General features: G+C 65.9%; 4 protein-coding genes. 3 read left to right on the top strand and 1 reads right to left on the bottom strand.

Going from position 1 to position 10041, the window contains the following annotated elements; genetic code table 11:
- Positions 1-452 precede the first annotated feature (452 nt).
- Together gltB and AC0L3X_RS31880 are read left to right on the top strand one after the other, a co-directional pair.
- On the top strand, positions 453-5186 hold the full coding sequence (gene gltB, locus AC0L3X_RS31875; protein ID WP_063985700.1) for a glutamate synthase large subunit: 4734 nt from the start codon (positions 453-455) through the stop codon (positions 5184-5186).
- 163 nt (positions 5187-5349) lie between these two features.
- Entirely contained in the window at positions 5350-6801 is a 1452-nt protein-coding gene (locus tag AC0L3X_RS31880; RefSeq protein ID WP_063985701.1) for a glutamate synthase subunit beta, read from the top strand.
- Positions 6802-7007: 206 nt separating this feature from the next.
- Here AC0L3X_RS31880 and AC0L3X_RS31885 read toward each other — a convergent pair whose 3' ends face one another.
- The gene (locus AC0L3X_RS31885; protein WP_231143655.1) at positions 7008-8750 is read right to left on the bottom strand and encodes an outer membrane beta-barrel protein; all 1743 of its coding nucleotides are present in this window, start codon (positions 8748-8750) and stop codon (positions 7008-7010) included.
- A 190-nt stretch (positions 8751-8940) separates the two neighbouring features.
- Here AC0L3X_RS31885 and AC0L3X_RS31890 point away from each other — a divergent pair, with 190 nt between their 5' ends.
- Entirely contained in the window at positions 8941-9948 is a 1008-nt protein-coding gene (locus tag AC0L3X_RS31890) for a KpsF/GutQ family sugar-phosphate isomerase (protein WP_063985702.1), read from the top strand.
- Positions 9949-10041: the final 93 nt, after the last annotated feature.

Below are 10041 nucleotides of genomic sequence, written 5' to 3' on the forward strand. Positions count from 1 at the left end.
TCTTTCGCTTCTTGCGGCGTGGCGCGCCTTTCGAAGGGCTGATCCGAAGCTTCATTCGGGATTTCGGCGTCTACAGGGCCGGATCAGGGCGCGTTTGCTTCAAAACCGGGGCCGCGTGCCATGCGGAAAGCGCTGATTGACACTCTGGGAATCGGGACTTCCGCGCGCTTGTGTGATAGACAAAAATTTGGCAAGGTGATGGTTAGGACAGGAAGACTGTCTCAATTTTGCTTGCAGTTCCGGCATACGGATTGCAACGAAAGTCGGTGCTTTCGAGCGCCAGGAAGGCAACAGGCAAAGCCGTTCTCGGGGACGAAGAACGCCTTGGCCTGAATTTAAGAAAATGCGGCTCGCAGCGGACGAGCGGTGACCCAGAGGCGGGTGCCGCGGAACGCCCAAGGTGCGCCGAAGATAGCGGTGAGGCAGCTTGCCGCATGGAGAGGATTGGAACAATGACCGGGTCGCAATTCGAGCGCGCAAACATCGTGGCAGAAGAACTGTCGGCGACGGTCGCCTCGAAAACGACTGATCCGATTCAGGAACACAATTCGCGCCCGCCGGCTGTAGGTCTGTACGATCCGAGCCTGGAGAAGGATTCCTGCGGCGTCGGCTTCATCGCCAACATCAAGGGCAAGAAGTCCCACGAGATCGTCGCGGACGCGCTCAGCATCCTCTGCAACCTCGAGCATCGCGGCGCCGTCGGCGCCGACCCGCGCGCCGGTGACGGCGCCGGCATCCTGGTGCAGATCCCGCACGCCTTCTTCAGCCGCAAGGCCGGGGAGCTCGGCTTCACGTTGCCGGCTCCGGGCGAATACGCCATCGGCGCGCTGTTCATGCCGCGCGACACCGCTTGGCGCAACGTCATCAAGAGCATCATCGCCGACCAGATCAAGGAAGAGGGCCTGACCCTGCTCGGCTGGCGCGACGTGCCGACCGACAATTCCTCGCTCGGCGTCACCGTGAAGCCGACCGAGCCCGCCTGCATGCAGGTGTTCATCGGCCGCAACGGCACCGCCAAGACCGAGGACGATTTCGAGCGCCGGCTGTACATCCTGCGCAAGTCGATCTCGCAGGCGATCTACCAGCGCCGCGACCGCGGCCTCGCGGGCTATTACCCCTGCTCGATGTCGTGCCGCACCGTGATCTACAAGGGCATGTTCCTCGCCGACCAGCTCGGCAAGTACTATCCCGATCTGCACGAGGCGGACTTCGAGAGCGCGCTGGCGCTGGTGCATCAGCGCTTCTCGACCAACACCTTCCCGGCGTGGTCGCTGGCGCATCCCTATCGCATGATCGCGCATAACGGCGAGATCAACACGCTGCGCGGCAACACCAACTGGATGGCGGCGCGCCAGGCTTCCGTGAGCTCCGAGCTCTACGGCAAGGACATCAACCGGCTCTGGCCGATCTCCTATGAAGGCCAGTCGGACACCGCCTGCTTCGACAACGCGCTCGAATTCCTGGTGCAGGGCGGCTACTCGCTGCCGCACGCCGTCATGATGATGATTCCGGAGGCGTGGGCGGGCAATCCCCTGATGGATGAGAAGCGCCGCGCCTTCTACGAATATCATGCTGCGCTGATGGAGCCGTGGGACGGCCCCGCCGCAATCGCCTTCACCGACGGCCGCCAGATCGGCGCGACGCTCGACCGCAACGGATTGCGGCCGGCGCGCTATCTCGTGACCAAAGACGACCGCATCGTGATGGCGTCCGAGATGGGCGTGCTGACGATCCCCGAGGACCAGATCATCACCAAGTGGCGGCTGCAGCCCGGCAAGATGCTGCTGGTCGACCTCGAGCAGGGCCGCCTGATCCCGGACGACGAGATCAAGGCCGAGCTCGCCCGGAGCCATCCCTACAAGGAGTGGCTGGAGCGGACCCAGATCGTGCTGGAAGAGCTGCCGAAGGTGCCGACCACCGGCGTGCGCTCCAACCTGTCGCTGCTCGATCGCCAGCAGGCGTTCGGCTACAGCCAGGAAGACATCTCCATCCTGATGACGCCGATGGCCTCCACCGGCGAGGAAGCCGCGGGCTCGATGGGCAACGACACGCCGATCTCGGCGCTGTCGGACAAGGCCAAGCCGCTGTTCACCTACTTCAAGCAGAACTTCGCGCAGGTCACCAACCCGCCGATCGACCCGATCCGCGAGGAGCTGGTGATGAGCCTCGTCTCCATCATCGGACCGCGGCCCAACCTGTTCGACCTGCAAGGCCTCGCCACCACCAAGCGCCTCGAAGCGCGCCAGCCGATCCTGACCGATGCGGATCTCGAGAAGATCCGCTCGATCTCCGACGTCGCCGAGTCGCACTTCAAGTCGCGCACGCTCGACACCACCTTCCACGCCGGTCTCGGTGCTGCCGGCATGGACCAGGTGCTCGACGAGCTTTGCGCGCGTGCGGAAGCCGCCGTCCGCGAGGGCGTCAACATCATCATCCTGTCCGACCGCATGGTCGGCAGCGACCGGGTGCCGATCCCGGCACTGCTGGCCTGCGCCGCCGTGCATCATCATCTGATCCGCGTCGGACTGCGCACCTCGGTCGGCCTCGTCGTCGAATCCGGCGAGCCGCGCGAAGTGCATCACTTCGCCTGCCTGGCCGGCTACGGCGCCGAAGCGATCAATCCCTATCTGGCGTTCGAAACCATCATCGCGATGAAGGACCGCCTGCCCGGCTCGCTCGACGACTACGAGATCGTCAAGCGCTACATCAAGTCGATCGGCAAGGGCCTGCTCAAGGTGATGTCCAAGATGGGCATCTCGACCTACCAATCCTATTGCGGCGCGCAGATCTTCGACGCCGTCGGCCTCAAGGCGGACTTCGTCGGCAAGTTCTTCGCCGGCACCCACACCCGTGTCGAGGGCGTCGGCCTTGCCGAGATCGCGGAAGAAGCGGTGCGCCGTCATGCCGACGCGTTCGGCGAGGCGCAGGTCTACAAGACCGCGCTCGACGTCGGCGGCGAATATGCCTATCGCAGCCGCGGCGAGGACCATGCCTGGACCGCGGAGTCGGTCGGGCTGCTCCAGCACGCCGCCCGCGGCAATTCGCTGGAACGCTACCGCGCCTTCGCCAGGATCCTGAACGAGCAGTCGGAGCGGCTGTTGACGCTGCGCGGCCTGTTCCGGATCAAGAACGCGGACGAGGAGAAGCGCAAGCCGATCCCGATCGACCAGGTCGAGCCGGCCAAGGACATCGTCAAGCGCTTCGCCACCGGTGCGATGAGCTTCGGCTCGATCTCGCGCGAGGCGCACACCACGCTCGCGATCGCCATGAACCGGATCGGCGGCAAGTCGAACACCGGCGAAGGCGGCGAGGAAGCCGACCGCTTCAAGCCGATGCCGAACGGCGATTCCATGCGTTCGGCGATCAAGCAGGTCGCCTCGGGCCGCTTCGGCGTCACCACGGAGTATCTCGTCAACTCCGACATGATGCAGATCAAGATGGCGCAGGGTGCCAAGCCCGGCGAAGGCGGCCAGCTGCCCGGCCACAAGGTCGACGCGACCATCGCCAAGGTCCGTCACTCGACGCCGGGCGTCGGCCTGATCTCGCCGCCGCCGCATCACGACATCTACTCGATCGAGGATCTGGCGCAGCTCATCTACGACCTCAAGAACGTCAACCCGACGGGCGACGTCTCGGTCAAACTGGTCTCCGAGATCGGCGTCGGCACGGTCGCCGCCGGCGTTGCCAAGGCGCGCGCCGACCATGTCACCATCGCGGGCTTCGAGGGCGGCACCGGCGCTTCGCCGCTGACCTCGATCAAGCATGCCGGCTCGCCCTGGGAGATCGGCCTTGCCGAGACCCACCAGACCTTGGTGCGCGAGCGGCTGCGCAGCCGCATCGTGGTCCAGGTCGACGGCGGGTTCCGCACCGGCCGTGACGTCGTGATCGGCGCGCTCCTCGGCGCCGACGAGTTCGGCTTCGCCACCGCGCCGCTGATCGCGGCCGGCTGCATCATGATGCGCAAGTGCCACCTCAACACCTGCCCGGTCGGCGTCGCGACCCAGGACCCCGTCCTGCGCAAGCGCTTCACCGGCCAGCCCGAGCACGTGATCAACTACTTCTTCTTCGTCGCCGAGGAAGTCCGCGAGATCATGGCATCGCTCGGCTTCCGCACCTTCAACGAGATGATCGGCCAGGTTCAGCTGCTCGACCAGACCAGGCTGGTCGCGCACTGGAAGGCCAAGGGCCTCGATTTCTCGAAGCTCTTCGTCAAGCAGAAGGAAGAGAAGGGCCAGAAGATCTATCATTCCGAGCGCCAGAACCATCATCTGGAGGCGGTGCTCGACCGCACGCTGATCGAGAAGGCGACGCCTGCGCTCGACCGCGGCGCGCCGGTGAAGATCGAGGCCAGGATCAACAGCACCAACCGCTCGGCGGGTGCGATGCTGTCGGGCGCGGTCGCCAAGATCTACGGTCATGCCGGCCTGCCGCACGACACGATCCATGTCGGGCTCAAGGGCACCGCCGGCCAGGCATTCGGCGCGTGGCTGGCGCAAGGCGTCACCTTCGAGCTCGAAGGCGAAGCCAACGACTATGTCGGCAAGGGCCTCTCGGGTGGCAAGATCATCGTCAAGCCCCCCGCCAACAGCGGCATCGTGCCGGAAGAGAGCATCATCGTCGGCAACACGGTGATGTATGGCGCCATCCAGGGCGAGTGCTACTTCCGCGGCGTCGCCGGCGAGCGTTTCGCCGTGCGCAACTCGGGTGCGGTGGCGGTCGTCGAAGGCGCCGGCGATCATTGCTGTGAATACATGACCGGCGGCATCGTGGTCGTGCTCGGCAAGACCGGGCGCAACTTCGCGGCCGGCATGTCCGGCGGCATCGCCTATGTGCTCGACGAGACCGGCGACTTCGACAAGCTTTGCAACATGTCGATGGTCGAGCTCGAGCCGGTGCTGTCGGAAGAGCTGATCAACGCCGGCACCTATAACCACTCGGGTGACCTCGAGGCGCACGGCCGGGTCGACGTGTTCAAGAACCTGCTCGACTCCGACGTCGAGCGCCTGCACGTCCTGATCTCGCGCCATGCCAAAGCGACCGGCTCCAAGCGCGCCGCCGACATCCTTGCCAACTGGAAGGACTGGCTGCCCAAATTCCGCAAGGTGATGCCGGTCGAATACCGGCGCGCGCTGCGCGAAATGGCCGCCAACGCGGACGCCGAGCCGAAAATCGCGATCGGCGCGTAGAGCGATAAGCCCTCATGGTGAGGAGCGCGATAGCTGCGTCTCGAACCATGAGGTCACCAGCGGGGCCTTTCATCCTTCGCGACGCGGCGCCAGTGCGCCGCTCCTCAGGATGAGGGTCTGGCTAGAGAGAAGACGAATTTAAGCGGCAGGGACTTCGGGTTTAATGGGCAAGATCACGGGTTTTCTCGAAATCGAACGGCATGACCGCAAGTACACCCCGGTCGCCGAGCGCGTGAAGCATTTCAACGAGTTCGTCGTTCCCTTGACCGAGAAGGAAACGCGCGATCAGGCCGCGCGCTGCATGAATTGCGGCATCCCCTATTGCCACGGCACGGGCTCGGTGGCGCCCGGCACGCCCGGCTGCCCGGTCAACAACCAGATCCCCGACTTCAACGACCTCGTCTATCAGGGCAATTGGGAAGAGGCCTCGCGCAACCTGCACTCGACCAACAATTTCCCGGAGTTCACGGGGCGCATCTGCCCGGCGCCGTGCGAAGCGTCCTGCACGCTCAACATCGACGACAACCCCGTCACCATCAAGACCATCGAATGCGCGATCGTCGACCGCGCCTGGGACAATGGCTGGCTGAAGCCGGAAGTGGCGACCGTCAAGACCGGCAAGAAGGTCGCGGTGATCGGCTCGGGTCCGGCCGGGATGGCCTGCGCGCAGCAGCTCGCGCGCGCCGGCCACGACGTGCATCTGTTCGAGAAGTTCGCCAAGGCCGGCGGCCTGCTGCGCTACGGCATCCCCGACTTCAAGATGGAGAAGGGCGTCATCGACCGCCGCGTCAAGCAGATGGAAGGCGAAGGCGTCACCTTCCACTACAACAGCCATGTCGGCGCTGACGGCAATGTCGACCCGCGCGAGATGCTCAACGATTACGATGCCGTCGCGCTGACCGGCGGCGCAGAAGCCCCGCGCGACCTGCCGATCCCCGGCCGCGACCTCCAAGGCATCCACTACGCCATGGACTTCCTGCCGCAGCAGAACCGCCGCGTCTCCGAGGAGCCGCTCGGCGGCGTCCAGGAGATCCTGGCCGGCGGCAAGCATGTCGTCGTCATCGGCGGCGGCGACACCGGCTCGGACTGCATCGGCACCTCGCTGCGCCAGGGTGCGCTCTCGGTCACCCAGCTCGAGATCATGCCCGCCCCGCCCGAGCGCGAGAACAAGGGCCTGACCTGGCCGAACTGGCCGCTCAAGATGCGCACCTCCTCCAGCCAGGCCGAAGGCGCGGTCCGCGAATACGCCGTGCTGACGCAGAAGTTTTCCGGCGAGAACGGCCAAGTCAAGAAGCTGCACTGCGTGCGCGTCGACGACAAGTTCAAGCCGATTGCCGGCACCGAGTTCGAGCTCGATGCCGAGCTCATCCTGCTCGCGATGGGTTTCGTGCATCCCGTGCACGAGGGCCTGCTCAAGCTGCTCTCGGTCGATCTCGACCCGCGCGGCAACGTCAAGGCCAACACGCTCGACTACCAGACCTCGCGCCCGAACGTGTTCACCGCCGGCGACATGCGCCGCGGCCAGTCGCTGGTGGTGTGGGCGATCCGCGAGGGCCGGCTGTGTGCGCGGTCGATCGACACGTTCCTGATGGGGAAGACAGATCTGCCGCGGTAACCGCGGCTGGTTCTGCTGCCAGATTAGCAAACGGTGTCATCGCCCGGCTTGACCGGGCGATCCAGCATTCCAAAGACAGTTGTAATCGAAACGATAGGCCGCGGCGTACTGGATGCCCCGGTCAAGCCGGGGCATGACAGCGGAGTAGGTGGCGAGAGCGGAGCCGAACTAGGCCGCATACGCTCAAACGCGACGCACCGCCGCCCTCAATTCTGCAACCTCACCCCCACCAACATCACCGTCCCCTGCGAGCTCGACCCCGGCTGGTTCGAGTTCAGGATGTCGTGGCGCAGCGTGCCCTTGATCCAGATGTTGCGGTTGAGCTTGTAGATCAGATTGCCTTCGAGTGAGTAGGTTTTGTCGTTGCGATTCTGGTTTTGGTAGTCGTAGGTGCCGTAGGTGAACTTGCCGACCGCGGTGAGCCAGCGGCGGAAGTCGTGATCGACCTCGATCCCGTAGGTGCGCACCAGCACGCCGGAGGAGCCGGGGACCGTGGACTCCGCGATCTGCGTGTCGGTGGCGAATTTCACCGTGGTCAGGCCGCTCGCGTTCCAGATCAGCGAGCCCGCGGTGAGGAAGCCCGCGAGCTGGCTGAGGCGCGGGTCGACATAGTTACGCGCGGTATAGCCGACCGAGATCTCACCGATCAGGATGCGCGAGAACTCGAAGCTCGAGCCGACCTTGGCGTAGCCACCCGATGAATCGCGGAAATAGCCGTTGCGGTCGGCGGGCTGGTCGTGCACGCGACTGTCGCCTTCGATCTCGACGAACGGCTTCAGCCCCGGCTTGAGGTCGTAGGAGAAACGACCGATGCCGCCATACTGGTTGAAGTCGCGGTCGTCGTTGCTGAAGGTCGAGCCGTCGGTCAGCTTGGAATCGGTGTAGGCGGTGCGATCGACGGTGGCGCCGGCAGCCACCTGGAAGCGATTGAAAGTCTGGTCGAAGCCGAGCGTGGTGCCGTAAGCGGCGTAGATCGGATATTTCTGCAGGCCCGCCTGCACGTTCGGGCTGCCGGGATTGTCGGTCGCGACCCGCAGCCGGAACTGCGAGGTGAGCTTGAGGTCGCGACTGACGTCAAAACGACCGTCGACATGACCGGTGAAGTCGGGGCGGTCGATCTCGACCGGCGACGGCGAGGCGAAGCCGTCGATCGTCGCCGGCATGTTGTTGGTGTAGCCGGAGAACGAGCCGCGCAGATCGGCGACCAGCGCGTGGCGCTCCCAGTCGGACATCACGAGAAGATCGGGCGCGACGACATAGGCCGGCGAGCCGACCGGCTTGTTCAGGCGCGCCGGATTGGTGTCGTAGCCGGCCGAGAGCTCGAGCCCCCCCTTGATCAGGAAGCTGCCGGCATAGTCGCCGACCGCTCCGAACGCATCGTCGTCGGCCTTGAGGCGGCGGCGCAGCGGCTGGCCGGGCACGGTGCCCGCCATCGCCCGCGGCACCGGCGCCTTGTTTGCGGTTTCCGACGGCGGCGGCGCGATGCGCGGCGGCCCTAGCGTCCGGTCCGGCGTTGCCGGCGGCACCGGCGAGCCGGGTCCGACCGGGCGCTTCGGCCTCGGCTGCCCGGGATAGAGCTTTGGCTGCTGCCGCTTGCGGTTGAGCGAGTCGTAGCCGGAGCCGCTGGCGCCGTTGGCGGCCGGCAGGCCGTACGTCGGCACCTGGCCGACGCGCGAGGTCGCCGGCGCCTGCTGGCGCTTGCGCGGATCGGCATTGGGATCGGGCAGCGCCGGGAGCGCATCCAACGGCGCCTGCGGCACGCCCGCCGTGCGGCGCGTCGGCAGCGTGTCGGGCGCGGCAAAGCCGCCGCGGTTGGGATTGAACAGGTCGGGCGTGAGGCTCTGGGCGGCCGCCGGCGCGCTTCCGAGGGCGGTCAGCGCAAGGCACGGCAAAGCCGCGCGCAGGAAATGCCCGCGTTTGCTCCGGCTCGTGCCTGGAGGCGCCCCCACGATGTAAGAACTCCAACGAAATCAAAGACTTTCACGACGACCTCCGCCAGCGAGCGGGAACCATCGTTAATGGAGTTAAAACAATTATGGTTAATGACCCGTTTCGGGCCCTGGCGCTCTCGTCGCCTCGCCGGTCTCGGCATGCTAAGCAGGGCCAACGGGCGCGCGCCCCTCCTCCCTGGACCTGAACATGTCGAGCTCGAAACCGCTGATGACCCCATCATCCGGCCCTACTCCCGACAGCGTCGAATCCGCGCTCCGCACGCTGGAGACGGAGAGCGGCGGCATCAACGCGCTCGCCGCCGCCCTGCGCGGTCCGCTGGGCGCGACCTTCGCCAAGGCGGTCGACCTGATCCGCAACGCCAAGGGCCGCGTCATCGTCACCGGCCTCGGCAAGTCCGGCCACATGGCGCGCAAGATCGCGGCGACGCTGGCCTCGACCGGCACGCCGGCCTTCTTCGTCCACACCGCCGAAGCCGCCCATGGCGACCTCGGCATGATCACCGCCGACGACGTCATCATGGCGCTGTCCTGGTCCGGCGAGCAGCCGGAGATGAAGACGCTGGTGAACTATTCGGCGCGCTTCGCGATCCCGATGATCGCGGTGACGTCGAACGCGGCGTCCTCGCTGGGTCAGGCCGCCGACATCGTGATCGAGCTGCCGAAGGCGCGCGAGGCCTGCCCGCACAATCTGGCGCCGACCACCTCGACGATGATGCAGGTCGCGATCGGCGATGCGATCGCGATCGCGCTGCTCGAAGGCCGCGGCTTCACCGCGCTGGAGTTCGCGCATTTCCACCCCGGCGGCAAGCTCGGCGCGATGCTGAAATTCGTCCGCGACTACATGCGCACGGGCGCGGAGATCCCGCTCAAGCCGCTCGGCACCAAGATGTCGGACGCGGTGATGGAGATGTCCGCCAAGGGCCTGGGGTGCGTCTGCATCGTCGACGATGCCGGCGGGATCGCGGGCATCATCACCGACGGCGATCTGCGCCGCCACATGCGGCCGGATCTCCTGACGGCATCCGTCGACGACATCATGACCAGGCAGCCGAAGACCGTGCCGCCCTCGATGCTCGCCACCGAGATGATCGAGGTGCTGAACACAAGCAAGATCACGACGCTGGTGGTGACCGAAGCGGACAAGGTGGTGGGCATCGTGCACCTGCACGATCTGCTGCGGGCGGGCGTGGCTTAGGGCGCGCTCTTTCCACCCGTCATTCCGGGGCGCGCCACTTGGCGCGAGCCCGGAATCCATTCATCTCCGAGGTTGCGGCCCGATGGATTCCGG

This window comes from Bradyrhizobium sp. MI1.7 (genome assembly GCF_055811795.1).